The sequence below is a fragment of the Rhizobium leguminosarum bv. trifolii WSM2297 genome (assembly GCF_000271845.1).
Genome location: NZ_JH719393.1, coordinates 1965227 through 1991383, shown reverse-complemented (window position 1 = coordinate 1991383; position 26157 = coordinate 1965227). Strand labels below are relative to the sequence as shown.

At 61.2% G+C, this 26157-nt stretch carries 26 protein-coding genes and 2 pseudogenes; 16 read left to right on the top strand and 12 right to left on the bottom strand.

What is annotated here, in order from left to right:
• Nucleotides 1-7: 7 nt before the first annotated feature.
• Both RLEG4DRAFT_RS63560 and RLEG4DRAFT_RS63555 read left to right on the top strand, forming a co-directional pair.
• Nucleotides 8-1258 (top strand): D-amino acid dehydrogenase, encoded by a 1251-nt coding sequence (locus RLEG4DRAFT_RS63560; RefSeq protein ID WP_003575604.1) that lies wholly within the window; start codon nt 8-10, stop codon nt 1256-1258.
• A 79-nt stretch (nt 1259-1337) separates the two neighbouring features.
• Nucleotides 1338-2362, top strand: a pseudogene (locus RLEG4DRAFT_RS63555) (AraC family transcriptional regulator).
• A gap of 34 nt (nt 2363-2396) precedes the next feature.
• Here RLEG4DRAFT_RS63555 and RLEG4DRAFT_RS63550 read toward each other — a convergent pair.
• Nucleotides 2397-3731, bottom strand: a complete 1335-nt coding sequence (locus RLEG4DRAFT_RS63550) for an aspartate aminotransferase family protein (protein WP_003575608.1) — start codon at nt 3729-3731, stop codon at nt 2397-2399.
• Between the two features lie 140 nt (nt 3732-3871).
• Between RLEG4DRAFT_RS63550 and RLEG4DRAFT_RS63545 the strand changes: the two genes are divergently transcribed.
• Entirely contained in the window at nt 3872-4420 is a 549-nt protein-coding gene (locus RLEG4DRAFT_RS63545; protein WP_003575610.1) for a cupin domain-containing protein, read from the top strand.
• On the opposite strand, the gene RLEG4DRAFT_RS63540 is transcribed toward RLEG4DRAFT_RS63545, so the two are convergent.
• Both RLEG4DRAFT_RS63540 and RLEG4DRAFT_RS63535 read right to left on the bottom strand, forming a co-directional pair.
• Complete coding sequence (locus RLEG4DRAFT_RS63540) at nt 4417-5199, bottom strand: pyrroline-5-carboxylate reductase (protein WP_003575611.1); 783 nt, start codon at nt 5197-5199, stop codon at nt 4417-4419. The genes RLEG4DRAFT_RS63545 and RLEG4DRAFT_RS63540 overlap by 4 nt on opposite strands.
• A gap of 5 nt (nt 5200-5204) precedes the next feature.
• Nucleotides 5205-5924, bottom strand: a complete 720-nt coding sequence (locus RLEG4DRAFT_RS63535) for a GntR family transcriptional regulator (protein ID WP_003575612.1) — start codon at nt 5922-5924, stop codon at nt 5205-5207.
• 202 nt (nt 5925-6126) lie between these two features.
• On the opposite strand from RLEG4DRAFT_RS63535, the gene RLEG4DRAFT_RS63530 reads away from it, so the two are divergent.
• The 11 genes from RLEG4DRAFT_RS63530 (at nt 6127) to RLEG4DRAFT_RS63480 (ending at nt 16253) form a co-directional block, all read left to right on the top strand.
• Nucleotides 6127-6957, top strand: a complete 831-nt coding sequence (locus RLEG4DRAFT_RS63530; protein ID WP_003575613.1) for a substrate-binding periplasmic protein — start codon at nt 6127-6129, stop codon at nt 6955-6957.
• Between the two features lie 136 nt (nt 6958-7093).
• Complete coding sequence (locus RLEG4DRAFT_RS63525; protein WP_003575614.1) at nt 7094-7801, top strand: amino acid ABC transporter ATP-binding protein; 708 nt, start codon at nt 7094-7096, stop codon at nt 7799-7801.
• Nucleotides 7802-7811: 10 nt separating this feature from the next.
• The gene (locus RLEG4DRAFT_RS63520) at nt 7812-8474 is read left to right on the top strand and encodes an amino acid ABC transporter permease (RefSeq protein WP_003575615.1); all 663 of its coding nucleotides are present in this window, start codon (nt 7812-7814) and stop codon (nt 8472-8474) included.
• A gap of 9 nt (nt 8475-8483) precedes the next feature.
• Nucleotides 8484-9149: an amino acid ABC transporter permease gene (locus RLEG4DRAFT_RS63515; protein WP_003575616.1), complete on the top strand. Its 666-nt coding sequence runs from the start codon at nt 8484-8486 to the stop codon at nt 9147-9149.
• Between the two features lie 31 nt (nt 9150-9180).
• Nucleotides 9181-10059: a dihydrodipicolinate synthase family protein gene (locus RLEG4DRAFT_RS63510; protein WP_003575617.1), complete on the top strand. Its 879-nt coding sequence runs from the start codon at nt 9181-9183 to the stop codon at nt 10057-10059.
• A 47-nt stretch (nt 10060-10106) separates the two neighbouring features.
• Entirely contained in the window at nt 10107-11345 is a 1239-nt protein-coding gene (locus RLEG4DRAFT_RS63505; protein ID WP_003575618.1) for an NAD(P)/FAD-dependent oxidoreductase, read from the top strand.
• A gap of 34 nt (nt 11346-11379) precedes the next feature.
• Nucleotides 11380-12870: an aldehyde dehydrogenase family protein gene (locus RLEG4DRAFT_RS63500; RefSeq protein ID WP_003575619.1), complete on the top strand. Its 1491-nt coding sequence runs from the start codon at nt 11380-11382 to the stop codon at nt 12868-12870.
• A complete protein-coding gene (locus tag RLEG4DRAFT_RS63495) occupies nt 12867-13901 on the top strand; it encodes a proline racemase family protein (protein ID WP_003575620.1) in 1035 nt (344 codons plus the stop codon). Before RLEG4DRAFT_RS63500 ends, RLEG4DRAFT_RS63495 begins: the two co-directional genes overlap by 4 nt.
• An 8-nt stretch (nt 13902-13909) precedes the next feature.
• Nucleotides 13910-14674, top strand: coding sequence for an SDR family NAD(P)-dependent oxidoreductase (locus tag RLEG4DRAFT_RS63490; RefSeq protein ID WP_003575621.1), 765 nt, complete (start codon nt 13910-13912; stop codon nt 14672-14674).
• A gap of 63 nt (nt 14675-14737) precedes the next feature.
• Nucleotides 14738-15493: an SDR family NAD(P)-dependent oxidoreductase gene (locus RLEG4DRAFT_RS63485; RefSeq protein WP_003575623.1), complete on the top strand. Its 756-nt coding sequence runs from the start codon at nt 14738-14740 to the stop codon at nt 15491-15493.
• A gap of 82 nt (nt 15494-15575) precedes the next feature.
• Complete coding sequence (locus tag RLEG4DRAFT_RS63480) at nt 15576-16253, top strand: GntR family transcriptional regulator (RefSeq protein ID WP_003575625.1); 678 nt, start codon at nt 15576-15578, stop codon at nt 16251-16253.
• Between the two features lie 27 nt (nt 16254-16280).
• Here RLEG4DRAFT_RS63480 and RLEG4DRAFT_RS63475 read toward each other — a convergent pair whose 3' ends face one another.
• From RLEG4DRAFT_RS63475 to RLEG4DRAFT_RS63455, 5 genes and pseudogenes are all read right to left on the bottom strand, one after another.
• The gene (locus RLEG4DRAFT_RS63475) at nt 16281-17282 is read right to left on the bottom strand and encodes an Ldh family oxidoreductase (protein ID WP_003575627.1); all 1002 of its coding nucleotides are present in this window, start codon (nt 17280-17282) and stop codon (nt 16281-16283) included.
• 293 nt (nt 17283-17575) lie between these two features.
• Nucleotides 17576-18160: a TadE/TadG family type IV pilus assembly protein gene (locus tag RLEG4DRAFT_RS63470; RefSeq protein WP_003575629.1), complete on the bottom strand. Its 585-nt coding sequence runs from the start codon at nt 18158-18160 to the stop codon at nt 17576-17578.
• 1 nt (nt 18161) lies between these two features.
• Nucleotides 18162-18692 (bottom strand): TadE/TadG family type IV pilus assembly protein, encoded by a 531-nt coding sequence (locus RLEG4DRAFT_RS63465; RefSeq protein ID WP_003575632.1) that lies wholly within the window; start codon nt 18690-18692, stop codon nt 18162-18164.
• Nucleotides 18689-20023, bottom strand: coding sequence for a TadE/TadG family type IV pilus assembly protein (locus RLEG4DRAFT_RS63460; RefSeq protein ID WP_003575633.1), 1335 nt, complete (start codon nt 20021-20023; stop codon nt 18689-18691). The genes RLEG4DRAFT_RS63465 and RLEG4DRAFT_RS63460 overlap by 4 nt, the downstream gene beginning before the upstream one ends.
• Nucleotides 20024-20245: 222 nt before the next feature.
• Nucleotides 20246-20860, bottom strand: a pseudogene (locus tag RLEG4DRAFT_RS63455) (carbohydrate ABC transporter substrate-binding protein); the annotation flags it as partial.
• Nucleotides 20861-21146: 286 nt separating this feature from the next.
• On the opposite strand from RLEG4DRAFT_RS63455, the gene RLEG4DRAFT_RS63450 reads away from it, so the two are divergent.
• Nucleotides 21147-23315 carry a putative bifunctional diguanylate cyclase/phosphodiesterase gene (locus tag RLEG4DRAFT_RS63450; protein WP_003575636.1) on the top strand — a complete coding sequence of 723 codons (2169 nt, stop codon included), beginning with the start codon at nt 21147-21149 and terminating at the stop codon, nt 23313-23315.
• A 385-nt stretch (nt 23316-23700) separates the two neighbouring features.
• Entirely contained in the window at nt 23701-23901 is a 201-nt protein-coding gene (locus RLEG4DRAFT_RS63445) for a hypothetical protein (protein ID WP_125869615.1), read from the top strand.
• 90 nt (nt 23902-23991) lie between these two features.
• Here the strand turns inward: RLEG4DRAFT_RS63445 and RLEG4DRAFT_RS63440 are convergent, their stop codons facing one another.
• The 4 genes from RLEG4DRAFT_RS63440 to RLEG4DRAFT_RS63425 form a co-directional block, all read right to left on the bottom strand.
• On the bottom strand, nt 23992-24702 hold the full coding sequence (locus RLEG4DRAFT_RS63440) for an RNA polymerase sigma factor (protein WP_003575640.1): 711 nt from the start codon (nt 24700-24702) through the stop codon (nt 23992-23994).
• 39 nt (nt 24703-24741) lie between these two features.
• Nucleotides 24742-25062 carry a cupredoxin domain-containing protein gene (locus RLEG4DRAFT_RS63435; protein WP_003575642.1) on the bottom strand — a complete coding sequence of 107 codons (321 nt, stop codon included), beginning with the start codon at nt 25060-25062 and terminating at the stop codon, nt 24742-24744.
• 7 nt (nt 25063-25069) lie between these two features.
• Nucleotides 25070-25591, bottom strand: a complete 522-nt coding sequence (locus RLEG4DRAFT_RS63430) for a DUF4142 domain-containing protein (RefSeq protein WP_003575644.1) — start codon at nt 25589-25591, stop codon at nt 25070-25072.
• A gap of 145 nt (nt 25592-25736) precedes the next feature.
• On the bottom strand, nt 25737-26084 hold the full coding sequence (locus RLEG4DRAFT_RS63425) for a DUF488 domain-containing protein (RefSeq protein WP_003575645.1): 348 nt from the start codon (nt 26082-26084) through the stop codon (nt 25737-25739).
• Nucleotides 26085-26157 lie beyond the last annotated feature (73 nt).

Sequence of the window (26157 nt, the reverse complement as noted above, 5' to 3'; positions counted from 1 at the left end):
GAAGATCATGAAAGTCATTGTTCTGGGTGCCGGTATCGTCGGCGTCACATCCGCCTATCAGTTGGCCAAATCCGGTCATGAGGTCACGGTCGTCGACCGGCAGAAAGGCCCGGCGCTGGAAACGAGCTTTGCCAATGCGGGCGAAGTCTCCTTCGGCTATTGCTCGCCATGGGCAGCGCCCGGCATTCCTGCCAAGGCGATGAAGTGGCTGTTCATGAAACATGCGCCGCTCATCCTGCGCCCGAAGCTCGACATGGCCATGCTTTCCTGGATGGCGAGGATGCTGTCGAACTGCACCTCCGAGCGCTACGCGACCAACAAGAGCCGTATGCTGCGTCTTGCCGATTACAGCCGCATCGCGCTGGCCGAGCTTCGCGCCGAGACCGGCATCGCCTATGACGAACGCATGCAGGGAACGCTGCAGCTGTTCCGCACGCAGCAGCAGCTCGAGGCCTCTGCCAAGGACGTCAAGGCGCTGGCGGCCGACGGTATTCCCTATGAGGTGCTGGACCGCGACGGCTGCATCCGCTTCGAGCCTGCATTGAAGCACGTGCGCGACAAGATCGTCGGCGGTTTGTTGACGCCAAAGGACGAAACCGGCGACTGCTTCAAGTTCACCAATGCACTTGCCGCCAAAGCCGAGGCGCTCGGCGTCCGCTTTGCCTATGATACGACGATCAAGGCGCTGGATGTCGAGGCCGGCCGCGTGCGCGGCGTCATCACCGATCGCGATCGCATGAGCGCGGATGCGGTGGTGGTTGCGCTCGGCAGTTATTCGCCGCTGCTGCTCAAGCCGTTCGGCATCAGATTGCCGGTCTATCCGGTGAAGGGCTATTCGCTCACCATCCCGATCACCGACGCGTCGCGCGCACCGGAATCGACCGTCATGGACGAAACCTACAAGATCGCAATCACCCGGCTCGGCGACCGCATCCGCGTCGGCGGCATGGCTGAAATCTCGGGCTATACCAATGATCTCGGGTTCGCCCGCCGCAGCACGCTGGAACATTCGGTCACCGATCTCTTCCCCGGCGGCGACGTTTCTAAGGCGTCCTTCTGGTCCGGCCTGCGTCCGATGACGCCGGATGGCACGCCGGTGATCGGCCCGACGAAGATTATCGGCCTCTTCCTCAACACCGGCCATGGCACGCTCGGCTGGACGATGAGCACCGGTTCGGCGCGGCTGATCGGCGATCTGGTCGGCGGTCGCACGCCTGAAATCGACGCGCGGGATCTCTCAATCAATCGATACGGCTGAAGCCCGGGCAATACAAAAGAAGACAATATGACTTCAAATATCGATCATCACGCGCGGGCATTGTTTTTCGAGGTCGCCAATGTCCGTTAATCCTCATAGGCATAGCCTTGGCAGCCTTATCCCGCAGCCGGCAATGGCAATGCAGCCTGTGTCGTTTCGCGAAACCGTGTGCAGCGGAACGGACCCGGACGAACTCTCGGAAATATTGTCGACGTCGAACTCTCCGATCAAGGTTTCGGCAGAAGGCAATATGCCGATTGCATTCCGATGCAACTTCATCTCGATGGGCGATATGGGTATCGGCGACTGCGCCTATGACGGCACGATCCTCAGCAGGCGGGAGGAGCCCACCAGCAAGGTGACGATATTTCTGCCAACGCAGGGAAATGTATCCTTTGAAGGGAAGCGGGAGCAAATATATTCAACTCCCGGCCGCGGTACGATTCTGGAGACAGGTCGTGCCACGACTGCCCGCATATCGGGGCCTCGCCGTCATCTCTGCCTGTTCATCGATCAGGCGAAGATCACCGGGCACCTCACACATATGCTCGAACGAACGATCAGCGGGACATCGACATTCATCCCTACATTGATCTGACGACCGGTTCGGGGCTCGTGTTGCAGCACCTCGTCGTGAATCTCCATCGCGGGCTCAGCGGCGATGGTCCGCTGCAGCAGTCGCCGCTGGCTCTGAGCGCGCTTTGCGACGCGGTGATCTATCTGCTTCTGGAGACCTGTCCCCATCGCTATTCGGAGGCGCTTGCGCTCCCAGCCTCGGCCCCGGCTCCTCGCCACGTGAAATGGGCCATCGACTTCATGCGGGAACACATCGCCGAGCCTATTTCGCTGAGCGACATTGCGACCGCAGCCAAGGTCAGTGTCCGCACCCTGCAGCAGGGTTTCCGGCAGTTCAGGAATACCACGCCAATTGCCTACCTGCATGAACTCCGGATGCTTGCCGCCCATCGCGATCTGCTCGAACCCGGCACGAGACAATCCGTCGCCGACGTAGCAATCAGATGGGGATTCACCCATCTCGGGCGATTTTCAGCCGAGTACCGGAAGCGTTTCGGTCAGCTGCCGTCACAGGCCTTGAAGCGCTGAACTCAAATCGCCGAAGGAGCCACCGGATGCCGGCCTATGCGGCGCGCTTCAGCGCATCACCGAGCGTCGACACGAGCCTGTCGATCTGGTCCTTTTCGATGATGAGTGGCGGCGAGAGCGCGATGATGTCGCCGGTCACGCGGATCAGCAGGCCCCTGTTGAAGCAGTCGACGAAAATATCGTAGGCACGCGTTCCAGGTGCTCCGGCACGAGGCGCGAACTCGACCGCGCCGACCAGACCGAGATTGCGGATGTCGACGACATGAGGCAGGCCCTTCAGCGAATGCAGGCCCTCCTGCCAGTATTCGGCAAGCTCGGCTGCACGGGTCAGCAGCCCTTCCTCCTCGTAGATTTCGAGGGTGGCGAGGCCGGCGGCGCAAGCGACCGGATGGCCGGAATAGGTATAACCGTGGAAGAGTTCGATCGCATTGTCAGGTCCGACCATCAGGGCGTCATAGATCTTGCGGCTGGCAAAGACCGCGCCCATCGGGATGGCGCCGTTGGTCAGGCCCTTTGCCGTTGTGACGAGATCGGGCACCACGCCGAAATAATCGACCGCGAAAGGCGTGCCGAGGCGGCCGAAGCCGGTGATGACCTCGTCGAAGATCAGCAGGATGCCGTGCTTGTCGGCGGTTGCACACAGCTTTTCCAGATAACCCTTCGGCGGCAGAACCACGCCGGCCGATCCCGACATCGGTTCGACGATGACGGCAGCAATGGTTTCGGCACCGTGCAACTGCACCAGGCGTTCCAGATCGTCGGCCAGTTCCATGCCGTGGGCGGGCAGACCCTTCGCAAAGGCATTGCGCTCGACGTCGAGCGTATGGCGCATATGATCGGCCGGAATTTGCGGGAAGACCCGGCGGTTGTTGACGAGGCCGCCGACGGAAATGCCGCCGAAGCCGACGCCGTGATATCCCTTCTCACGGCCGATGATGCGCGTGCGGGTGCCCTGGCCGATGGCGCGCTGATAGGCGATAGCGATCTTCAGCGCCGTATCGACCGATTCCGAACCTGAGCCGGTGAAGAAGACCCTGTCGAGCTTGGCGTCCGGGCCGCCCGGCGCGTTCGCGGCCAGCTTGGCGGCGAAATCGAAGGCGATCGGATGGCCCATCTGGAAGGTCGGGGCATAGTCGAGGGTCGCAAGCTGCCGCTCGACGGCCTGGCCGATCTTCTTGCGGCCATGACCGGCATTGCAGCACCAGAGGCCGGCGGTGCCGTCCAGCACCTGGTTTCCGTCGACGTCGGTGTAATACATGCCGTCTGCGGCGGCCAGGAGGCGCGGCGTAGCCTTGAACTGCCGGTTCGCGGTGAACGGCATCCAGAAATTTTCGAGTACGGGCGCGTTCGTCTTGCTGATCTGGTCCATGCTGGCCTCCTGTGGTTGGCGCCGACAATGGCAATTTTCCTCTGTCAAACAAGTCCTTTTCTTTGTCTGTGCAAGCCATTGAAAATTCAAAAGGAGAAAGATATTAATTTAGATATTCTAAACAACGTAAACGGACCCACATGTCAGTCGACATCGGCAGCCGCCTTCGCTATCTCCGCATCGCTCACAAGCTTTCTCAGCGCGAGCTCGCCAAACGCACGGGCGTGCCCAATTCCACGATCTCGCTGATCGAATCGAACGCCTCCAACCCCTCGGTCGGGGCCTTGAAGCGGATTCTCGACGGTATCCCGATCGGGCTGGCGGAATTCTTCGCCTTCGAACCCGACCGTCCGAAGAAGGCTTTCTATGCGGCCGAAGAACTGGTGGAGATCGGCAAGGGCGCCATCTCCTACAGGCAAGTCGGAGAAAACCTGTTCGGGCGCAGCCTGCAGATGCTCAAGGAGTGTTATCAGGCGGGCGCCGATACCGGAAAGGTTCCGCTTGTTCATGAAGGCGAGGAGGGCGGGATCGTGCTTTCGGGAAGGCTCGAGGTGACCGTCGATGACGAGCGGCGTATCCTCGGGCCGGGGGATGCCTATTATTTCGAAAGCCGGCGACCGCATCGGTTCCGCTGCGTCGGACCGGTGCCCTGCGAAGTCATCAGCGCCTGCACGCCGCCGACGTTCTAGGTGTTACCCTCGATGCGGGCAAGCACGCCATCGAGCGCCGCTGTCAGCGCGGCAAGGCCGCCTTTCTTGTCGAAGTCCGAAAGGACCTGCTCGTTCAGTCCGCCCTTGGTGGCGAATTCGCGGCTCAAGGCGCTGAACGGCTCGGCGCCGGCGCCGCTTGCCTTCTGCGCAAGGCCTGCGAAGAGCGGGGCTATAAAGGCCTGTCCCTTCGCCCGTTCGAGCCCGCTTTTTTCCAGCCAGCCGGTGACCGACTCCATGATGCCGAAGTAGGTCGACATGACAGAGCTCGCGGCCGCGAGTAGATCGTATTCCTTCCTGGACTGGCATTGCACTGCCGTTCCGAGCGTGTCGAACAGCGCTGCGACGGCAGTATCCTGAGGGTAGATGGCGGTGACGCCCTGCCGGCGCGCGACGAAGGGCAGGGGGATGGCCTGCACCAGATGCACATCGGCGCCGATCCAATCGAGCAGGGCATGGCGTTCCGTCGCCGCGACGACGCTGACGACCGTTTGCCCATCCCTGAACGAGAGCTCCCGCACGACCTCCTCGGCGATCTGCGGCCGTATCGCCAGGAACACCATGTCGCTGCGATCGACGACAGTCTGGTTGTCTCCGGCAATCCTCACGGCGGCGAACTGGGCCGCCAGTGTCTCGGCGATGTGGGCGCTTCGCGGAGAAACGTGGATCTCGCTGGCATAGGCCGGTTCGGCCAGAAGCCCGCGAACCATCGCTTCGGTGATGGCACCGGTGCCGACGAATCCAATGCTGTTGACGTTCATTTTGATTACTCCGCAGCCCGCAACGGCCCCAGCGCGACATCCGTCGTATAGTTCTCGCGCATGAAGTTGATGAAATTATCCTGGAACTGGCGCGTATGAGCGTGGGCGAGCTCGTCGGCGAGATCGACGTTCTTGTCTCTGACGGCATTGAGCATCAGCGTGTGCTCGTCGGTCAAGAGATAGCCCTCATGGGTGCGCTCCAGATATTCGAAATGCAGGTGCAGCATGCGCTGACCCTGCGACAGCAGCTTGTCGTAGAATGAGGCGAGGTACTGGTTTTTTCCGGCATGGGCGATGGCCATGTGGAATTCCTTGTTGGCCTCCGACATGGCGAGGTGATTGCCTGTCTTAACCGCCGCTTCGAATAACTTCAGTCGCTTGGCGATGATCTTCAGGTCGGCTTCCGTCCTGAGTGCTGCGGCAAGCCGCGTATTCATGCGCTGCGCGATGTCCAGCGCTTCCACATATTTGGGAAATGTCGCGACTTCGATCGGAGCAACGATCGTGCTGCGGTTCGAGAGCGTGACGACCAATTCGTCGGCGCCGAGCCGGATCAAGGCCTCCCGCACCGGTGAACGCGACATGTCGAAGCGTTCCGCAAGCGTCATCTCGTCGAGCAGCTGACCGGGCGGCAGCGCGAGCGACAGGATCTCGTTGCGGAGCGTCTCGTAGACGTTTTTCCAGCCGGTCCCGCGGATACGTTTCACTTCCGATTCATCAGACACTTAAGTCCCTTTCTCCAGACGCGGGTCCCATTGGGCCAGAAAAGCCGCCTGTCGGCAATGTAATTTTTCCGCTTGACTTTGTCGACACGCTGTTGACATATTCTTTTCAGTCGACACGCAGCCGACACCGAAACAATAGAAACGGCCAGAGCCGACGAGTGGAACCGCGCGCTTTCCGCGCACAACAAAAGAGGAATGCCCGATGCTTTCTTTGATGACGTCCGCCTTGCGGGCGCTGCCCGCGCTCGCCCTGTTGGGCGGTCTTTCCGCAACCGCCGCACAGGCTCAGACTGCCGAAGGTTATTGGCAGGGCGTGCAGAAGGCGGGTACCTTACGCTGCGGCGCGGCGGTCGCACCGCCCTATGTCATGCGCGACCCGGCAACCGGCGAATATTCCGGCTTCTTCGCCGATCTGTGCAAGGAATTCGCCGAGACCCTCAAGGTGAAGCCCGAATTCGTCGATACGACCTGGGACAATATCGTCGCGGGCCTGCAGGCCGGCAAATGGGACGTGTCGCTGGCGCTCAACCGCACCCCGGCGCGCGCCATGGCGGTACAGTTCTCGGTTCCGGCGATGGAGTACCAGATCTCGCTCGCCTATAACAAAAACAATCCGAAGATTGCGGCCGGCGCCGCTTCGGTTGCCGATATCGACAAGGCCGGCGTGACGCTCGCCGTCATGTCCGGCACGGCGCAGGACAAGGCCATTTCCGCGGTGGTGAAAAACGCCACCATCATGCGGCTGCCCGGCAATGACGAGACCCGGCTGGCCGTCACCTCGAAGCGCGCTGACATCCTGGTCGATGCTTCCGACACCAACCAGCTCTTCACCCAGTCGAATCCGGACTGGGCGGTGGCGCTCAACCCGACGCCGGCGCTCGCCAAGCAGGGCGTCGCCTTCGGCCTGCCGCATCAGCTTTCGGCCGCCGACGTCGAAGTGGTCGATATCTTCCTCGAAGAGAGAGTCGCGACCGGTCACGTCGATGATCTCATCCGCAAGGCAGTCGACGAAGTGCTCAAGGGCGCAAAGTAACCTCGCCGGGCCGGTGCGGGCATCGCGCCGGCCCTCCCAGCTTCGATCATCGGAGATTGGCATGACCACGTCCTTCAGCCTTCCCCTCGTTAAAATGTAGGCGCTCCACAAAAGCTATGGCAATGGAGCAATCCAGGTGCTGAAAGGCATCGACATCGAAATGAAGCCCGGCGAACGTGTCGTCGTCATCGGACCCAGCGGCGGGGGCAAAAGCACGCTGCTCAGGGTGATGATGGGCCTGGAGCAGGTCGACAGCGGCTCGATCAGTTTCGATGGCAAGCCCTATATTTCTTCCGACGGTGCGGCGGGGAAAACCCAGATCGACACCCATGTCCGCCGTTCGATCGGCATGGTCTTTCAGCACTACACGCTGTTTCCGCATCTGAACGTCATCCAGAACCTGATCCTCGCGCCCTGCAAGGTGCGCGGAGAAGCCAAGGCGAAGGCGACGGATCGGGCCCAGGCGCTGCTCGAGCGCTTCGGGCTCGGCGCCAAATCCAAGGCCTATCCTGCTCAGCTTTCCGGCGGCCAGAAGCAGCGCGTCGCCATAGCGCGTGCGCTGATGCTCGATCCGAAGCTGATGCTGTTTGACGAGGTCACCTCGGCTCTGGACCCGGAGCTCGTCAGCGAGGTCGAGCAGGTCATCCTGCAGCTGGCCGCCCAGGACATGCCGATGATGATCGTCACCCATGACATGTGGTTTGCCAAGAACATTGCCTCCCGCGTCATCTTCTGCGCCGGCGGTGTGGTCGTCGAGGACGGCCCTCCCGAGCAGGTGCTCGGGGCTCCCCGCGAGGAGCGTACCAAGGAATTCATCGACCGCGTCTTCCACATCAAACAGTAGGGAGGCACAAGTGAACTATACGTTCGACTTCAATTCAGTCTCCATCGCTCCGCTTCTGCAGGGGCTATGGGTTTCTCTGCAGCTGACGGCGGCTGCGAACGTCATTGGCATCGTCCTCGGCTTCGGATTGGCGCTGCTGATCATGAGCCCGATCAAACTCGTGCGGCTGCCCTTCATGCTGTTCGTCGAATTCTTCCGCTGCACACCAGCTATCGTTCAGATCGTCTGGATCTTCTACTGCGTGCCGATGCTGTTCGACGTCTTCCTCGATCCAATGACGATGGGCATCATGGCGCTCGGGCTCAATCTGATGGCCTTCAATGCCGAGGCCTATCGGGCATCGATCCAGGCCGTTCCGCGCGAGCAGCTCGATGCCGGCATCGCGCTCGGGCTCAATCCGCTGCAGCGGGTGCTTTACATCGTCTTCCCGACGGCGTTCCGCGCCTCGATCCCGGTGCTTTTGACCAACGGCATCGTCATTTTCCAGCAGAGCGCGCTGGTCGCGATCGTGGCGATCCAGGACCTGATGTACCAGGGCAAGACGCTGGCGACGGAGACTTATCGCCCGATCGAAACCTTCACCGTCGTCGCGCTCATCTATTTTGCTGTGTCCTTCCCGATAACCCAGATCGTCGGCCTGCTCGAACGCCGCCGCCAGATCCTCGTCAGCTAGGAGGCCAGAATGACGCTCGACTTCTCGATCCTGTTGCGCTTCGAGCATGCACTGCTGCTCGGCCTTTGGATGACGATCAAACTGACGGTCATCTGCATCGTGCTCGGATGCTCCCTCGGCTTCCTCGTCGGCCTCGCCCGCGCGTCGGGCAATCTGGCGCTTCGCGCGGTCTCCGGCGCCTATGTCGAATTCTTCCGCGGCACGCCGGTCCTGATCCAGCTCTTCTGGATATTCTTCTGCCTGCCGCTCATCCTCGGTGTCGAGCTCTCGAACCTGGCGTCCGGTGTCATTGCGCTGACGCTCTATATGGGAGCGATCACCAGCGAGACCTTCCGCGCCAGCCTCAAGTCCATCGGCCGGGAACAGCTGGATGCCTGCGTCGCACTCGGTCTGCCGCGCAGAGCCCAGGTCGTCAACGTCGTACTGCCGCAAGCGGTGCTGCGGGCAATCCCGACGCTGCTGTCGAACTGCGTCAGCCTCTTCAAGGAGAGTGCGCTGGTCTCAGCCGTCGGCATGGCCGACCTGATGTTCGTCGGCCAGAACATCTCCAACAACACAGCCCGTCCCGTCGAAGTGCTGACGGTCGTCGCCATGATCTACTTCGTCATCGCTTTCCCGCTGACGCGGGCCGTCTCCCTCATCGAGGGACGCATCCTCAAGAAACTCGCAATTTAGAAACAGCCGTTCCCAGGACAGGAGAAATCCCATGAAACTTTCAGGCGTCATGCCCGCGCTCATCACTCCCTTCGACGTCAACAACAAGATCGACTTCAAGGCGTTCGAAAGGCTTCTCACACATCTGCGCGAGGCTGGCGTCACCGGCTGGGTTCCGAACGGGTCGACCGGAGAATATTTTAGCCAGTCCCGGGAAGAGCGCCGTGACGTGCTGCAATTCGTCAAGGATTTTGCCAGGCCGGGCGAGATTCTGATCGCCGGCACCAATGCGCCCGCCACCCGCGAGGTAATCGAACAGACGGCGCTGGCGAGAGATATCGGCTATGACACGGTCCTGCTGGCGCCGCCATTCTATACCCGTCCGACCCAGGCAGAGCTCATCAGCCACTATGAAGCCGTCCTCAGCGCCGTCGATGTCAGCCTCGTGCTCTATTCCTATCCGGCCAAGGATGGTTCGGATATCAGCTTCGAGCTTTTGGATCATTTTGCCGATAATCGCCGTGTGATCGGCGTCAAGGAAAGCTCGGGCGTATTGCAGCGGGCGATCGACATCGCCAGCCGCTATGAGGGCAAGATCCAGCTGGTCAGCGGTTCTGACGACATTGCGCTCGATTTCATGTTCTGGGGCGCGGAAAGTTGGATCTGCGGGCCGTCCAACTGCATGGCCAAGGCCTGCTGCGACCTCGATCGCACGTTCAGATCCGGCGATCTGAATAAGGCGCGCGAGCAGATGAAGACCCTCTATCGGGCAATGAACATCCTCGAGAGCGGCAAGTTCGTGCAGAAGATCAAGTATGGCTGCGAGCTTCAGGGCTTGCCCGTGGGCCAGTGCCGCGCGCCGCTCGGCGAGCTGACGGCGGAGGAAAAGGCCGAGTTCAGGGCGGCGATGGAGCCAATTCTGAATTGGTAACAGATCCGGGTGGTCAAGCGCCGCCCTTTAAAATTGCGAGGTTCGCCGTGTCATCCATCGTGGTCGTCGGCGCCGGCATCATCGGCGTCGCCATCGCTTATGAACTCCAGCGCCGCGGGGTTGCCGTAACGCTCGTTGACCGCGATGCGCCCGGCATGGGCGCTTCTTACGGCAATATGGCGAGCATCGCCGTCACCGAATTCATGCCGGCTTCGCGGCCCGGCATCTGGGCGCAGATGCCGAAATGGCTGCTCGATCCGGAGGGGCCGGTGCGCATCCGGCCCGGCTACCTGCCAAAATTGGCGCCATGGTTCCTCAGATTTCTCGCCGCCAGCCGCCCCTCAAAATTGAGGGAACTGGAGGCGGCCGGCGCCGTGCTCTGCGGCCGCGTCTATGAAGATCTTGACGCGCTGCTCCAAGAGACCAGGCTGGCACACATGCTGACAGCCGAGGGGTGTCTCAGCCTCTACACCGATGAGGCCGAATTCAAGGCGGATCGGGAGCATATCGATATCCTGAAACGCTTCTGTTTTCGGCACGAAATCCTCGGCGGCAACGCCATCCGCGATCTCGAGCCTGATTTGACGACGAAGATCGGCAAGGCGGTTCTCTTTCCCGACAACCGCTCGATCACCGATCCGTACAAGCTCGTCACAGCCCTCATCGAAAAGTTCGAAGCGCTCGGCGGCAGGATCCTTGAGGGTGACGTCGTTGGTTTCGAGCAGAGCGAGGTCGGCGTCTCCGCTCTGCGCCTGGCGGACGGGCGGACCGTTGCGGCTGAAAAGGTGGTGCTGGCGGCCGGGGCCTTCACCGCCCGGCTTTCGGCACTGCTGCGCGAACATATCCCGCTCGAAACCGAACGCGGCTACCACACACAGATCATGGAGCCCGGCATTTCGATGCGCCATTCGATCATCTGGCCGGCGCGTGCCTTCATGGTCACGCCGACGGCTGGCGGCATCCGTGTCGGCGGCACGGTCGAAATGGCCGGCCTCGACGCTCCGCCGGATTATCGCCGCGCGAAGATCCTGGTGAAGCGAGCCCAGGAGGCACTGCCTGATCTGGATGCCGAACGAGCGACGGAGTGGATGGGTCATCGCCCGGCGCTGCCCGACACCGTGCCGGTCATGGGGCCGTCAGCCAAACGGCGCAACGTCTGGTACGCGACCGGCCACGGACATCTCGGCCTCACCTATGCGGCCACAACAGGCCGGCTGATGGCCGATCTCATTACGGGCGTCGAACCGCCCGTGGACATGAAACCCTATCGCGTCGACCGCTTCTAAGAGCGGCGTCGGCGCAAGGAGAAAGGGAGTGAACATGCGAAGCGAACTCTATATCGACGGACAATGGGTGAAGCCGGTCAAGGGCGGCACCTGCACGGTGACCAATCCCGCAACGGAAGAGGTGATCCAGACGATCGGAGCCGCAACGGCCGAAGATGTCGATCTTGCCGTCAAGGCAGCCCGTCGCGCCTTCGATAACGACGGCTGGCCGAAGCTGACGGGAGCCCAGCGCGCCCGATATCTCCGGGCCATCGCCGACGGCATCCGGTCCCGGCAAGCCGAGATCGCCCGCCTCGAGGTTCTCGACAACGGCAAGCCGTTCCCCGAGGCCGACTGGGACGTGGCCGACGCGGCCGGCTGCTTCGATCTCTATGCGGGGCTCGCCGAACAGCTCGACAACAACCCTGAGGAGGCGATCGCGCTTCCCGATCGCCGCTTCACCTCCAAGGCGGTGCGCGAGCCGCTCGGCGTCGCCGGCGCGATCATTCCCTGGAACTATCCGCTGCTGATGGCGGCATGGAAGGTTGCCCCGGCGCTTGCCGCCGGCTGCACCGTGGTGCTGAAGCCCGCCGAATTGACGTCGCTAACGGCGCTCGAACTGGCTGATGTCGCCGACGAAGCCGAGCTGCCACCGGGCGTGCTCAATATCGTCACGGGAGCCGGGTCCGTCGCCGGGCAAGCGATCATCGATCACAAACAAGTCGACAAACTCGCCTTTACCGGCTCCGGACCGGTCGGCTCGAAAATCATGGCCGCCGCCGCCCGCGACATCAAGCGCGTCAGCCTGGAGCTTGGCGGCAAGTCGCCCTTCGTCGTTTTCGAAGATGCCGATCTCGACAAGGCGGTCGAATGGATCATGTTCGGCATCTTCTGGAACCAGGGCCAGGTCTGCTCCGCGACGTCGAGAGTCCTCGTGCAGGACACCATCTACGAACGGCTGCTCGCGCGTCTTATCGAGGAAACCAACAAGATCAAGATCGGCAACGGTCTGGACGAAGGCGTCCTCCTCGGGCCGCTGGTTTCCAAGCGCCAGCATGAGCAGGTCATTGCGGCGATCGAAGCGGCACGGCAGGCCGGCGCAACGGTCGCCTGCGGCGGAGCGCGGCCTGAAGGTTTCGACAAGGGCTACTATCTCCAGCCGACCATTCTGACAGACGTTCCGCTCGATAGCGCCGCCTGGGTGGAGGAAATCTTCGGGCCTGTCGTCTGCATCCGGTCGTTCGTGACCGAGGAGGAGGCGATCGAGCTTGCCAATGATTCCCGCTTCGGTCTGGCAGCCGCCGTCATGTCGAAGGACGATATCCGGGCCGAGCGCGTCGCGGCCGCCTTCCGTGCCGGCATCGTCTGGATCAACTGCTCGCAGCCGACCTTCACCGAGGCGCCCTGGGGCGGCTACAAGGAATCGGGCATCGGCCGCGAACTCGGGCGCTGGGGCCTCGACAATTATCTCGAGACCAAGCAGATCACCCGCTTCGTCAGTGAAGAGCCCTGGGGCTGGTATATCAAGCCGGAGGCGGCCGAATGAACTGGAACCGGACCCTCGATCTGTTGCAGGTCCACTGCCAGGGCGAGATCGGCAAGGTCATCGTCTCAGGGGCGCCCGTGATATCGGGCGCTACCATGCTCGACAAAATGAACTACATCAACACGGTCGACGACAGCCTGCGCCGCTTCGTCACCTTCGAACCGCGCGCCAATGTGGCGATGTCGGTGAACCTGCTGGTCGAGCCGACCCGCGCCGATGCGGACGCCGGCTTCATCGTGCTGCAGGCCGACCGCGCCCATCCGATGTCCGGCAGCAACTGCATCTGCGTCGTCACCGCGCTTCTCGAAAGCGGGCGCGTGCCAATGTCGGAGCCGGAGACGATCGTCCGCCTCGATACGCCCGCCGGCCTTGTCGTCGCGCGCGCTACCTGCCGTGACAACAGGTGCCTGTCCGTCAGCCTCGACAACGTGCCGAGCTTTGCCGAGGCGCTAGACCGGGTGGTGGAAACGCCGAAATGGGGGCACATCAAGATCGACGTCGCCTTCGGCGGCGTCTATTATGCGCTCGTCGACGTCGATCAGCTCGGCCTCGATATTGCGCCTGCCAATGCCCGGCTGCTGGCGGAAGCCGGCATCGAGCTCAAGGCGCTGCTTGCGGGCCAGGTATCGGTCTCCCATCCCGTCCTGAGCGGCGTCGATGAGATCGCTTACGTGATGTTTCGCGGGCGAGAGGCCGATGGTGCGGTGAGGACTTGCACGACACTGCAGCCCGGTCGCGTCGACCGCTCGCCATGCGGAACCGGCAGCTCGGCCAACTTGGCGACGCTCCATGCTCGCGGCGAAGTTTCGGTCGGAGACCGCAGAACGTCGCGGTCGATCATCGGCGGGGAATTCCTGGCGGAGGCGATCGGCGAAACCGAAGTGGGCGGCCGCCGCGCCGTGCTGCCTAGAATAACCGGCCGGGCTTTCATCTATGGCCGCGAACAGCTGCGCCTATCCGACGACGATCCATTTGCCACGGGCTTCGCGCTGTCCGACACCTGGGGTCCCCAGGTCGATTTGCTCGCTTAGGAGTCATTATGTCCCACCTTCAATCCCTGGCCGGCCAGACTGTCCTTGTCACCGGAGCGTCGGGCGGGATCGGCGCCGCCATAGTCGAGGGCCTGTCTGCAGAAGGCGCGCGGCCCGTCATCCATTGCGGGCGCGACAGAGAGAGGGCGAAAGCCCTGCTCCACAAGCTCGGCGGAAACGGCCTGATCGTCCAGGCCGATCTCTCCAGCCCGGACGGCGCCTTCACGCTCTGGCGCGACGCGCTCGCGGCGGCGGGACGGATCCATGCGGTCGTCAACAATGCCGGTATCCGAAACGAGATTTCTATCGATGCCGATCCGGCCGATTGGCGGGCCGCCTGGCAGAAGGAGTTCCAGGTGAATTTCTTTGCAGCGGCGGACCTCTGCAAGGAAGCCCTCGTACATTTCAAACACCATGGCGGCGGGCGGATCGTCAACATGGCAAGCCGTGCCGGACAGCGCGGCTATGCCGCCGACGCCATGCCCTACGGCGCGACGAAGGCGGCGCTGATCAATCTCACCAAATCGATCGGCAGGAGCTTCGGGCGCGACGGGGTTGTCGCCGTCTCCATCGCGCCGGGCTGGGTGCGCACCGATATGGCCGAGGAGTTTGTGGCCAGGCACGGAAAGGATGCGGCGGTCGGCGACATCCCGATCGGCGAAATGGCCGAGCCGGCCGAGATCGCCGAACTCGTGGCCTTCCTGCTTCGCCCTTCGCAGGCGTCGGTCAACGGCGCAACGTTCGACGTCAACGGCGGCAGTCACATCAGGTAGAGCAATTCGAGCAAAAGCGTGTTGCGGTTTTGCGTGCGGAGTTGCGTGAAAAGGAGATTCGATATGAAGAGGTTTGCAGGCAAGGTCGCGGTGGTCACGGGCGGCGGAGGCGGCATAGGATCGGCCATATCGAAGAGGTTGGCCGAGGAAGGCGCGCTGGTGGTGGTGACGGATGCCAACGCCCAGGCAGCGGGCGAGGTCGCCTCGCTGATCGAGGCGGAGGGCGGATCGGCCGTCGCCATTGCGGCCGACATTTCCCGCAAGCCGGAATGCGTCGAGCTCGTCGAGAAGGCCTTTGCGATCAACGGGCGGCTAGACGTGCTGGTCAACAATGCCGGCATCAACCGGCGCGGAAATCTGCTGTCGCTCTCAGACGAAGATTGGCAGCTGAGTTTCGCGGTTAATCTGGATTCGATGTTCCATCTCTGCCGCGCGGCGCTGCCGCATATGATCGCTGCCGGCGGCGGCGCGATCGTCAATACGGCCTCGCAATGGGGGCTCTACCCCGCGCCGAACCACATCGCCTATAACACGACAAAGGCGGCGGTCGCCGCCTTCACCCAGAACCTCGCCCGCGACTATGCGCCCGACAAGGTCCGGGTCAATGCCGTCTGCCCCGGCGAAATCCACACGCCGATGCTCGAAGCGGGTGTTACTCGCTCCGGCCGGACGATCGCCGATCTCGACAAGCTCGTTCCCTACGGCCGCATCGGCAAGCCGGAGGAGGTGGCGGCCCTCGTCGCCTTCCTGGCGTCAGATGAAGCGGCCTTCATGTGCGGCTCCTTGGTGGAGATCACGGGAGCGCAAGCCGTGGCGTGAAAGAGCCATTCGACCTTGAGCAATGAGATCGTCTACGATATCCCAAGCAGGATCTTCGTCCCGGAAAGAAGGAGCTTGGGCTATGCCTTTCAACACCGCTCAGGCGACAAATCTCGGAAAGGCGCCTACGGCCTCGGATGTCATTTTGAAATTCATTCGTGATTCCATCGCGGATGGTTCCTTGGACGAAGGAGAACCGATCCGTCAGGACGATGTCGCCCGGCTGTTCAACGTCAGCAAGATCCCGGTGCGGGAGGCGCTCAAGCGGCTCGAGGCCGAAGGTCTGGTGGAATTCCACCGCAACAAGGGCGCGATCGTCACGAGGGTCTCGGAGCCCGAGATCGCGCAGATATTCGAGGTGCGCGCCATCTTGGAATCGAATGCCATCAAGCTCTCGATCCCACACATGACGGAAGAGACTTTTGAAAAGGCGCTAGCCTATTGCGACGCCTTCGCGGGGGAAACGGATGTCGCCCGGTGGTCGGAATTGAACTGGCGGTTCCACAGCTGCCTTTACGAGGATGCGCAGCGGCCATTTCTCGTCACCACCATCCGTTCGGTAAACGACCGGCTGGAACGATATCTCCGGGTGCAGTTGACCCTGTCGCATGGCAAGCAGACAGCGGATCGAGAACATCGTCAGATCCTCGAAGCGTGCCGCGAGCGCGATGAGGAAAAGGCGGCGGGTCTGCTCTACGCGCACATCATGAGCGCCTGCCAATCGCTTCTCGAACATCTTCCCGCAAAAAAGCCCCGCTGAGCGTCATCCCGGCGATCGCGGGAACCGTTATGCGTCGGCGATTTTCACGACAGCCTCGAAGACGGCGCGCGGCACTTTCAGGCTTTCCGTCGCCGGCCTTGGATATTCGATGCCGCTGACGCCGGGTACGAACACGCCGTGCTCCTGAAGGCGGGTTGCCTGGCGGCGGGCACGTTCGACAAGACCATCGTCGGTGCGCCCCGGCATCATTGCAACGACGGTCAATCCGACGGCGGGGCTGGCACTTCCCTCTCTGAAAGAGGGCGTGTCCAATGACCAGGGGCCACCGGATAGGCCGGCCGACAGCATTTCCACCATCAGCGCCACATTGGCGCCTTTGCGCCCGCCGAAAGGAAGCAGCGCTCCGCCGAGCGCTCTTGCCGCATCCTGGGTATCGTTGCCGGCTTCGTCGACGGCCCATCCCTCCGGGATGGCGCGCCCCTCGGCTGCGGCCGCGACGATATTGACATAGGCGGTCGCGCTGGACGCCTGGTCGATGATGAGAGGCAGCGACCCTTCGCCCAGCGGAAAGCCGAAGGCCATGGGGTTCGTGCTGTAGACGGCCGGCCCCCCCGCTTTTGCGGCCACCATGGCGTTGGCGTTGGTGGCGGCGATGCCGACGATCCCTTCGCCGGCAAGCCTGCGGACATAATAGCCCAGTTCTCCCGCCGTATAGCTGTTCGTCTGGGTGAAGACCGCGAGCCCGAAATTGCGCACCGCTGCCACGAGATTATCGAACGTCAGATCGAAACCGAGCTGCGCGATGCCCCGATCGGCATCCGCGACGAAGAAGGCGGGATAGGGACGTTCGCATGTCGCCGTGGGATGGCGGTTGATGCGGCCCTCGCGGAAGCTGTCGAGATAATCGACCATGTGCGGAAATCCGAGCATGGCGGGTCCATAGAGCGCGGCTGACACTGTGGCGTCCACGAGGGAGCGGGCGGTCGCTTGCCCAGCGCCTGCTGCCAGACAGGCGCGCATCGCCAAGGCCTCGGCTTCAACCCGATCGAGTAGGATCTCATCCGACATCGCAAATCTCCAATTTCCTTGGGCGCCGGGTGCCGATGGGGCCTTCGGCGCGGTAATTTCCGCAAGGGTTCTTAGCAAAAGCGAGGAAATGCAAACAGGAAAATGTACATTTGTGTCCACATGCCTGACCTTGGTGATGACGATCCCTTCACCGAGGGTTCACCTACCCGCTCGCGGAGCAGCGGATCGGCCGGCTGGCGTTTGCGAAGCGGCCGCTCTCGCTAAGGAAAGCACTACTGTCAGCCCGGCGATAACTGACCCGAACGTCCGGCGATTTCGACAGAGCCTCCGGCTCAGTTGTATTTGATCGTGTCGCTCACGCGCGGTCGATTGAAGAAATAGCGATCGAAGCTATAGCCGTTCTGTCCGGTGAAATTTGAGAAAAACGCCGAGACTGGTGTCGTCAAGGTATATTGGACCCGGGTCAGCACCACCTGCACGCCTGTCTCCTGGATTTTGGAGGGGACTGCGACCGCGCTCGCCGTGCCGGAATTCACCGCCGAGGTGTTGAGCGCAGCGGACCAGTTGACGGTCGCGCTGCCGCTTGCGCTGACATCGTTGACCGCGACCGTGATCGTCAGCTCACCGGTGTCATAGGGCTGCAGGATGAAGCTGGCACCGGAAAGAAGCTTGGCGACGTCGGATTTCGTCCAGGAACTCTGCTGGGCAATCATGTCGCCTGTGGAAGAAGCGATCTCGTCTATTTTGCGGCTGACCGTCAGCGCATGGCCGAGATCGACGGTGCCGAACAGGAGCATCACCAGGATCGGCAGCACGAGGGCGAATTCAACCCCTGAAGCAGCCGACCGGTCGAGCGCGAGATGGCGGATGCGGGACCGCGAGAACCGGAAAAGGGACAGGCTCCGTTTCATGATCATGTCAGAAGGGCTCGTTGCGGAACAGAGCGGAAGATCCGAGCAGGTAGCTGCCGTCGGAAAGCTTGGCGCTCGACAGGCTGAAGAAATTGACGACGGCCGTCCACGGCAGGAACGCCTGAACCAGAATGTAGTCGCTGCCCTTGCCGATATCATAAGTCTCGGTAACGGCGAGTTTGCCGCTGCTGTCGATCGGGTCGGTGCTGGCAGCGGACGACATGTCGGAAAGCACGTTCACCTTGACGACGAGACCGCTGGAGCAGTTGAACGACAGAAGCATGTCGGCGCATATTTTGGCTTTGAAACCGGCCAATGTGATCTTCGAGGACGCCACCTCGCCGGTGCGGATCATCCGCGAAATCTTGTGCACCGAAGCATCAAGCGCCGAGTTGACGAAAAACATCAGCGACACTTCGATAATGCCGAACAGTATGATGAAGAGCGGCAGGGCCAGGATCGCAAATTCGATCGCAGCAGCCCCCTTGCGGTCGCCGATCAGGCGGCGCAGCGGTGAGAACCGTTTCCCGCGTCTCATTGGGTCAGCCGAACGGAAGAGAGATATTGGGTGAAAAGCGCCGACAAGCCTGCCGTGATCTCGGTCGACGACGATGCCGATAGGAATAGGCTCTTCGAAGAAGCGCAGTCGGCAAGCGCATAGGGGATATAATCCCGCCGAGTGATGCTGGTCGACACGTCGCTATCCATCGTGCCGCCCCAGGTGCTCTTCCAGTTGGCGCTCGCCATGGTCGAGCCGACGGTGGCGTTGTAGCCCCAGTCCGTGGTGATCGGCAGGTATTCCGTGTAAAGCACCGCCATCGTATTGGATTGGTTTTTCAGATAGTCGCACCAGGCTGGGTTAAGGGGCGCCACTTTGGGCCAGTAGCTCGAGCCACTGGTCACCCATTCGCGCTTTGACTGGACGCCGTCGGTCAGCAAGAGCACCAGCTTGAGCGGCGAGGCCGAGGAGGTTCCATCCCCTCCAGCGCCGACTTTCTGCTTGAGCGTCGTCAGCGACACGTCAAAATAGGTGGCGGCCTTCGAGGTCGCGCTGGTGAGGCCGTAACTCGAGGTCGCGAGGCGGGTGCGCGCCGTGTCCGTGCTCAGCGTCGGAGCGAGAACCTCCGTGAGGGAATCGCCGAGACCATATAATCCGACCTTGATCCGCTCGTGATTCTTGTCGGATATATCGACCAGGGCGAGCACCTCCTTGACCGCGTCGCCGGCGACATCGGCGCGCAACTTTATGTTCTTCGCCGTGCTGTATTCATAGTTGTTGGCATATGTCTTATTGCCGATCTTGTGCGAATCGCCGGTGTGGCAGGCGAACTGGCATCCGATGCCGGAATACATGGTCGCCTGGCCCGAAGTCGTTGCCGCCAGAAGCATCGATGGAGAGGTGTCGATGACGATATAGACGTTGAGATAGGACGTTGCCGGCCCCTTGACGGCACTTCCCACGCTGACGGGAACGGTATCGATATTGGCGATCTTCATGAATGTCGTCGGCACGGTGCCGCTTGCCGTCGCCGTGATGTTGTGGTTGGCGGTATCGATGTCGATTTCGCCAAGCGTGTAGCTGTTTTCTACCTGCGCGTGGAACCAGTCGGAGACCTTCTGCTTGAGGGCGTCGGTGTCCCCGGTATTGTTGATCTGCTTGACTGCGGCGATCAAGGCCGCATCAAGGTCGCTCTGCATCTTCTGCCGGACATTGTAGCTGCGAATATAGTCGAAACTGGCGCCGACCGCGACGAGCATCGGCACCAGACTGAGGGCAACGACGATCGCGACGTTGCCGGCTCTGTCCCTTCCGAGACCGCGAAGGGTCTGGAAGCATCGATCCAATGAAAATGAAAAAGCTGACTTCAAAAAACCACCGTCGCGCAGAACATGAAAAAATACTAATGCGAGATGTATCCAGGAAGCTTAAGCCTTTGTTAAAACTTGCAAGTTCCAGCGGGAATTGGGTCGCCGGCGCGTCGTTTGCTGCGCGTATTGGATAGGCCTGCGAATTATGGATATTCGCGCTACGCCACGTCATGGTCTTTCGTGGCGTTGATCACTCCTCGTGCGGGCACGGTGTCCGCACCCTCAGCGCTGCATCAGCAAGTCATGAAGGCGTTTTTGAACCTCTTGCGGGGAGGTGTTGCGATTGTTGAAGAAGTCGCCCACCACGGCAATCCAGCCTTCCGACATCTGGGTCGGCATGGCCTGGGATTGGGCACTGACTTCGCCTTTCCTTGCCTTGATCATCTCCAATCCAAGCTTGCCGCACCGATCAAGGCCGGATGGGTCGACATCGGTGCGGACGGGCAACGATCCCTTGATCCGGCTGAAGGCAACCTGATTGTCGCGATCAAGCACCATGCGTGCGAAAGCCTGCTGCGCCTCTGCGGTGCCGTCCCGATTGGTCAGCGGAAGGGCAAAGGCGTCGATGACCATGAAATAGGCGATCGATGTGCCCGGCACCAGACTGCAATCGAAATCCTTGTCGACGCTGTAGCCGCGTGCCACGAGCTCGCCCTTGGCCCAGTCGCCCATGAACTGCATGCCGGCCTTGCCCTGGCCCACCGCCGCGGTGGCATCAGCCCATGTCTTGTCCTTGGACAGACGCAACAATAGTTCCAGGGCTTCGATCATGCTCGGGCCCTGCACGAGAGCGGCATCGCCGCTCGTGAGACTGGGGTAACCCTCTGGCACGAATTTATGGCTGTCAGGAACCGCGCGAAAACCGCGGCTATCCATTTTACGCAGTCCGATCCGTATCGCGCGCTGAAAGTAACGCCGGCACTGGAGAAGGCAGCAATCTCTTAAATTTTCTCACTGCATATTGAGGACCAAGCCGAAGTGCCCGGTCCTCGCGGACCGGTGCCATTGCGGCTACATCTTCGGACCGCTGTTTTCGCCTCAATGACTTGGGCGGCCTTTCCGAGGAAATTCTCGATTGGATGGATGATGCATTCGGTTGATGCCCATGGTGAGGAGATCCGTCATGACGTTGTCCCAATCGCTTCCGCAGCCGGCCCTTATCGTCGATAACAACGAACACAAGCAGGCGGAGCGGGAACTGAAGAAGGCGCTTGAATTCGCAGAGGGGATCATCGCCGCCATTCCGGATGTTCTCTTCGAGGTGGACCAGGACGGCCGTTATCTGCAGGTCTGGACAAGAAACCCAGAACTACTGGCCCAGCAGAAGGAGATGCTGCTCGGCAAGACGGTCAGCGACGTTCTGGCGCCCGATCAGGCGGCCATCGCGATGGAGGCTCTGCGCGAGGCCGGCAAAGAGGGAGTTGCTTATGGACGGTGCATTTGCATCTCCCTGCCGAACGGTGAGACTCGTTGGTTCGAGCTGTCCGTAGCCAAGCGGCCGAGTGCTGACTCGACCACCACGCTACTTGCGCTCTCGCGCGACATTACTGAGCGAAAACAGGCGGAAGAAGCTATCAACTCCGTACGGATGCAGCTTCTCAGCGTGCTTCAGACCATGCCTGATATGGTCTGGGTGAAAAACATGGATGGCGTCTATCTCCTGTGCAACCACGCCTTCGAGCAACTGACTGGGAAGACGGAATCTGAGGTGGTGGGAAAGACGGATTTCGATCTGTTCGCCCCTGAAAGGGCTAAGTATTTCCGAGTCACGGACGAAGAGGCGATCGAGACCGGAGGCATGCTCGTCGGTGAGGAATGGGTCGTCTCCGAGGAGAATGGTCAATCCGTTCTTCTTGAAACACGCAAAGTGCCGGTCATGGATGCAGGGGGAGACATTGTCGGGGTTCTCGGTGTGGCCCGAGACGTTACCGAGTTGAACGTCTCGCGGCAGAAAATTCACCAGATGGCCTTTTACGATCCTTTGACCTCGCTGCCGAACCGATCGCTGTTTAACGATCGGCTGCGGCAGATGATCACCTCAGCTGGGTCGAGAGGCCAGCGGGCCGGGGTGATGCTGATCGACATCGATCATTTCAAGGCGGTCAACGATACGATGGGTCATCCCGTCGGCGATGATTTGCTCTGTCAGGCGGCGGCGCGCCTCAATGCGAGCGTTCGCGACTTTGACACGGTCGCCCGTCTCGGTGGCGACGAATTCGCGATCCTGTTGCCGGATATCAGCCAAGGCGACGATCTCGGCCGGATTGCTCACAGTATCCTGGATAAGTTCAGGGAGCGCTTCCTGCTGGATGGCCAGGAGGTGTTCATTTCATGCAGCGTCGGCATTGCGCTCTATCCCAATGACAGCGCCGACGCCAACGACCTTGTGAAATATGCCGACTCGGCAATGTATCTCGCCAAACGCTCCGGGCGGAACGGTTTCCGCTTCTATTCGAAAGACCTGACGGCAAGTGCCGAAGAGCGCATGCGACTGGAATCGGATTTGCGCCGCGCGATCGAGCGCGGCGAACTGGAACTGCACTACCAGCCCAAGGTGCTTCTGGACAGCGGCGTCATGGTCGGCTGCGAAGCTTTGCTGAGATGGCGCCATCCGGAAATGGGCATGATTCCGCCCGTCCGCTTCATTCCGGTCGCCGAAGACACGGGGCTGATCGTGGAACTCGGGCAGTGGGTGCTGCGCGAGGCGTGCCAGACCGCGACCGAACTGAATGCCGATAGCCGCTCACCGCATAAGGTGGCGATCAACCTGTCGGTCAAACAATTCCAATCCGCCGGGCTGGTAAAGTCGATTGCCGACATCCTCGACGAGACCGGTTGCCGCGCAGAATGGGTCGAAATCGAAATAACCGAAAGCCTGCTGCTCGATCAGAAGGATGAAACATTGCAGGCGCTCTCGGAACTTCGAAGCATGGGATTTTCGATCGCCATCGACGATTTCGGCACCGGCTATTCGGCGCTGAACTATCTGGCGCGCTTTCCGATCGATACGTTGAAGATCGACCGCTCATTCATCAACAGCACAGACAGACGGAACGAGGAACTGGTCAAGGCGATCCTCTCCATCGCGCGCTGCCTCGGACAGAACGTGGTAGCGGAAGGCGTCGAAACCGCCGAGCAGGCAGCTTTCCTGGCGGCAAACGGATGCGGCTCGGCGCAGGGGTTTCTTTACAGCAAAGCCGTGCCCAAGGCGGATATCATCGCCCTGTGGCTGCGTTCTCCGGCGGGTGGTCCCAATGCAAACGAGCGGCTTTGCGAGACAATTCCATCCTGAGAATATCAGTTGAACCGGTGCAACTCGTTCAGTGTTCGCCCTTTTGATCTCCTCCGGTTTGTCGGTGCGATGGCGAGCGATCGCCCTGCCAAGAAGCGGCCATCCGACGTCGGCATCGCCTCAATTCGTAGTTGTGCTATCCGATTGTCGCGGGCGTGTCCACATGGCGCAGTAAAGCCGCAAACGGGACGGTCGCGAAGGCGAAACTAGGGATTTGTTAAGGCTGACGCGGCGTTTATGGCCCGACGAACACATGCAACTCGCTGCAATGAATAGCGAGGATGTTCCGGTCGATCGGCAATGAAACACGCCGCATCCCATAAGCCATCGGATCTGGAGACATGAGGGTTTCCTGTCCGCCAAAACAACGAAACAAAGAATGCAAATGGCTGAAATCATCCTCTTTCCGAATCCGGTCCCCAGCAACTTGATAGACATTCACGCCCTGCAGGACACGGGCGAACCTTCCGGCAATCCGGAGATGGATCAGATGCTCCAGGCGCGTGCCCGGATCCGAAATGTTTTGAACGAGCTCGACAGATTGAGCGGAGAGCTGCAGGCCGGTTCTCTGTCGACGGGGTCGTAGGAGGACCGCTGCGGATGACTGGTCGGCGGGACCAGGCGAAACACAGCGCGGTCGACCATGACGGTGCAGCCGGGCTAATATTGGCAGGGCTTATGACGTCTGGCGAAGCGCTGCGACGACGCGATCGGCCATGAAGGCGCAACGGGCGCCATCGAACGGGAACAGCGCCGAGAATGCGCCGGAGAGCCGATTTTCGATCGACTGACGCATCATCTTCCGCGCCCGGTGCAATCGGGTCTTGGCGGTTTCGGACCTTATGCCGAGATGGGATGCAGCCTCTTCGGTGCTCATGCCCTCGACTTCACGCAGCACGAAAATGGCGCGAAAATCATCCGGGAGTTCGTCGACCGCCTGTTCGAGGAGCTGCCGCGCCTGGCTCCGCGACAGCTCGGTTTCCGGATCTGTTGCAGATAAGGAGGACGGAAACTGCACGATCTCCCCACCCGCCGACGTCGCCTGCATGTCGATTTCCTCCAGCCCGGTGGTGTTCTTTCGGGCTCGCACCCGGCCCAGCGCCTCGTTGAGCGTAATCCGCGTCAGCCATGTCGAAAGCTCCGCCTCACCCCGGAACGCCGCCAGATTGGTGAAGGCCTTGACGTACGACGCCTGGACGACATCTTCCGCCTCCGCATCGTTGCGGATGACGGCGCGGGCGGTGCGGAACAGGCGTTGATTGTGACGCTGGACGATGGCTCGGATGGCGGGTTCATCGCCGATCTTTGCCAGCGGCACGAGATCGGCGTCGGCAAGCGTCGATAGAAGCGGCTGGTGTCGCGCGGCCTGAGCCGGAATAGCTTTCATGGAATCTCCGCCTCTCGCCTCGTCTGTCCGGCGCCCGGCCTATGGCCGGACGTCCAGCTTACCCGTCATGGCGGGATGAAAGCGGCAATAGAAATCGACCGCTCCTGCCCGGCTGATCGTCATGCGGCCTTCCGATTTCGGCGGCAGATCGATGTTGAAGCTTTTGTCACGAGCCGTCGCCGTATGCCGGAATATATCATCATTTCGCCAGACGATCACATCGCCGACATGCAGTTCGGCAGGCGGCGCACTGAATTTCATGCCTGCAATGGTGACCTGATATTCCGTGGCAGCGGCAAGGCCGCTGACTGCCCAAAACAGCGCAAATAGCAGCGGCAGCGATTTCATCAGCAAACCCATCGCAGACCTACTTGATCACCGAGGCAAGATGCTCGGCATGCATCTGGTGCTGCTTGAACAGGGTGAGGCCCGTTTCCAGCAGCGACTTGAGCTCCTTATTCTCAGCGGAAGGGATCAGCACCTTGGCGAGCGCATCGTTGACCGACTTGTGATAGGCAACCTCGTTTTCGACATAGGCCTTGTCGAAAGCCGTGCCGTCGAGTGCGCCGAGCGTCGTCAATTCCTTGGCTGCCTCACTCGACAAGGACTGGCTGATGGCATTGTCCTCAGGCGTCACCTTCAGCTTCTTGACGAGGGCGAGCGCCTGGTCGTTGACGGCCTTGTGGTCGCGCTCCATGGTCTTGGCGAATTCGATGACGTCGGCATTCTTGCTCTTCTTCAACGCCTGCTCTGCGGCGGTAACGTCAATCTGCCCCGCCGTATAGGCGATGTGGGCGATTTGCGGGTCGGTCGGTTTGGCATCGGCGGCGATCGAAGCCGTGCCGAGCGAAGCCGCTATCACGGCTGCACCGAAAATTTGTTTCAACATGATCTGTCTCCCTGGTGTCGTGTGACATGCCTTCCGCAGCGCTGGCGCGCCTTTGGAAGTGAGCATTGGATGCAGATCAATCGAAAAGGTTCCCGGAAATTTTTACGCAGGGCGGCGGCGTTCATCGGCGCCCACCATCGATGCTTCAGTCTTTGCCGAGGAAGCGCTGCAGCACGATCGCGTGGTTGTGGTCAGGGTCTTTCGCCGCGTAGAGAAGCGTTGCCGCCGATTTCCCGATATGACGTTCGAGTTCCTCGACGGCGGATACGTTCTTCTCGAGCTCCTCCCGGTAGCGTCGTTGAAACTCGGTCCATTTGGCGGGATCGTGGCCGAACCATCGGCGCAGCGTCGGGCTCGGCGCGATATCCTTCAGCCAGAGATCGATTGCCGCATCCTGCTTGCTCAACCCGCGAGGCCAGAGCCTGTCGACCAGAACGCGCGTCCCGTCTTCGTCTTCCTTCGGCTCGTAGATTCGTTTGATGTGCAAGGCCATTTTGCTCACCTGCATGGGTTCGAAACCCGTCTCGACCGAACCGGTGGACGAGGGATTTGGTTCCAGCGCGGAG

Coding starts and splice junctions, on each gene's coding strand:
- RLEG4DRAFT_RS63510 (WP_003575617.1), top strand. CDS start 9,181: ATGAAACTTTCAGGCGTCATGCCCGCGCTCATCACTCCCTTCGACGTC.
- RLEG4DRAFT_RS63480 (WP_003575625.1), top strand. CDS start 15,576: ATGCCTTTCAACACCGCTCAGGCGACAAATCTCGGAAAGGCGCCTACG.
- RLEG4DRAFT_RS63425 (WP_003575645.1), bottom strand. CDS start 26,084: ATGGCCTTGCACATCAAACGAATCTACGAGCCGAAGGAAGACGAAGAC.
- RLEG4DRAFT_RS63515 (WP_003575616.1), top strand. CDS start 8,484: ATGACGCTCGACTTCTCGATCCTGTTGCGCTTCGAGCATGCACTGCTG.
- RLEG4DRAFT_RS63445 (WP_125869615.1), top strand. CDS start 23,701: ATGGCTGAAATCATCCTCTTTCCGAATCCGGTCCCCAGCAACTTGATA.
- RLEG4DRAFT_RS63435 (WP_003575642.1), bottom strand. CDS start 25,062: ATGGGTTTGCTGATGAAATCGCTGCCGCTGCTATTTGCGCTGTTTTGG.
- RLEG4DRAFT_RS63465 (WP_003575632.1), bottom strand. CDS start 18,692: ATGAGACGCGGGAAACGGTTCTCACCGCTGCGCCGCCTGATCGGCGAC.
- RLEG4DRAFT_RS63495 (WP_003575620.1), top strand. CDS start 12,867: ATGAACTGGAACCGGACCCTCGATCTGTTGCAGGTCCACTGCCAGGGC.
- RLEG4DRAFT_RS63485 (WP_003575623.1), top strand. CDS start 14,738: ATGAAGAGGTTTGCAGGCAAGGTCGCGGTGGTCACGGGCGGCGGAGGC.
- RLEG4DRAFT_RS63545 (WP_003575610.1), top strand. CDS start 3,872: ATGTCAGTCGACATCGGCAGCCGCCTTCGCTATCTCCGCATCGCTCAC.
- RLEG4DRAFT_RS63470 (WP_003575629.1), bottom strand. CDS start 18,160: ATGATCATGAAACGGAGCCTGTCCCTTTTCCGGTTCTCGCGGTCCCGC.
- RLEG4DRAFT_RS63430 (WP_003575644.1), bottom strand. CDS start 25,591: ATGTTGAAACAAATTTTCGGTGCAGCCGTGATAGCGGCTTCGCTCGGC.
- RLEG4DRAFT_RS63490 (WP_003575621.1), top strand. CDS start 13,910: ATGTCCCACCTTCAATCCCTGGCCGGCCAGACTGTCCTTGTCACCGGA.
- RLEG4DRAFT_RS63550 (WP_003575608.1), bottom strand. CDS start 3,731: ATGGACCAGATCAGCAAGACGAACGCGCCCGTACTCGAAAATTTCTGG.
- RLEG4DRAFT_RS63540 (WP_003575611.1), bottom strand. CDS start 5,199: ATGAACGTCAACAGCATTGGATTCGTCGGCACCGGTGCCATCACCGAA.
- RLEG4DRAFT_RS63530 (WP_003575613.1), top strand. CDS start 6,127: ATGCTTTCTTTGATGACGTCCGCCTTGCGGGCGCTGCCCGCGCTCGCC.
- RLEG4DRAFT_RS63450 (WP_003575636.1), top strand. CDS start 21,147: ATGACGTTGTCCCAATCGCTTCCGCAGCCGGCCCTTATCGTCGATAAC.
- RLEG4DRAFT_RS63475 (WP_003575627.1), bottom strand. CDS start 17,282: ATGTCGGATGAGATCCTACTCGATCGGGTTGAAGCCGAGGCCTTGGCG.
- RLEG4DRAFT_RS63440 (WP_003575640.1), bottom strand. CDS start 24,702: ATGAAAGCTATTCCGGCTCAGGCCGCGCGACACCAGCCGCTTCTATCG.
- RLEG4DRAFT_RS63560 (WP_003575604.1), top strand. CDS start 8: ATGAAAGTCATTGTTCTGGGTGCCGGTATCGTCGGCGTCACATCCGCC.
- RLEG4DRAFT_RS63500 (WP_003575619.1), top strand. CDS start 11,380: ATGCGAAGCGAACTCTATATCGACGGACAATGGGTGAAGCCGGTCAAG.